The sequence below is a fragment of the Vibrio sp. 2132-1 genome (genome assembly GCF_033344315.1).
In genome coordinates this window covers 1-618 of the sequence record NZ_JAWPON010000514.1, presented here as the reverse complement: position 1 = coordinate 618, position 618 = coordinate 1, and the positions used below count along the sequence as shown (strand labels likewise).

The window sequence follows — 618 nt, the reverse complement described above, 5'->3', positions numbered from 1 at the left end:
GTCATGGGAAATCGCGGACGAAATCGCCAGCAATAGACCCGCTGCGGTTGATAGTGCCGCCGCTAGACCACCCGCTGCGACCAGTGCGATAACCCAGTTAGGTAGTTTCGCGATCTCAGGGTTAGCCAGTACCATGATGTCGTTATCAACTTTCAGTTCGTTAGTTGCTGCATCTGATGTGTAGTTGATGTTGCCATCACCGTTCTTATCATCAAAGCCTAGCAGACCCGTTTTCTCCCAGTTTTTGAACCAAGTAGGACGTTCGTCATAAGCCAAGTGTTGGCCCGGAGCTGGGTTAACGGTATCCATTAGGTTTAGACGTGCCATTGCTGATACTGCTGGAGCCGTTGTGTATAGGATAGCGATGAACACAAGTGCCCAACCTGCAGAGGTACGTGCATCACGCACCTTCGGTACAGTGAAGAAACGGATGATTACGTGTGGCAGACCTGCAGTACCGATCATCAGTGACATGGTGTAAACGAACATGTTTAGCGTGTCACCGCGGACTTGAGTGGTGTATTCACTAAAGCCGATCTCCGTCACCACTTGGTCGAGCCGATCCAACAGATAGACATCGGTGCCGGCCATGGTACTACCGAGCCTTATTTGTGGAAT

At 50.8% G+C, this 618-nt stretch carries 1 protein-coding gene; it reads right to left on the bottom strand.

Annotation, left to right across the window (positions count from 1 at the left end):
* On the bottom strand, positions 1 to 618 hold a 618-nt coding region (locus R8N47_RS26375), incomplete at both ends, for a sodium:solute symporter family transporter (RefSeq protein ID WP_412034491.1).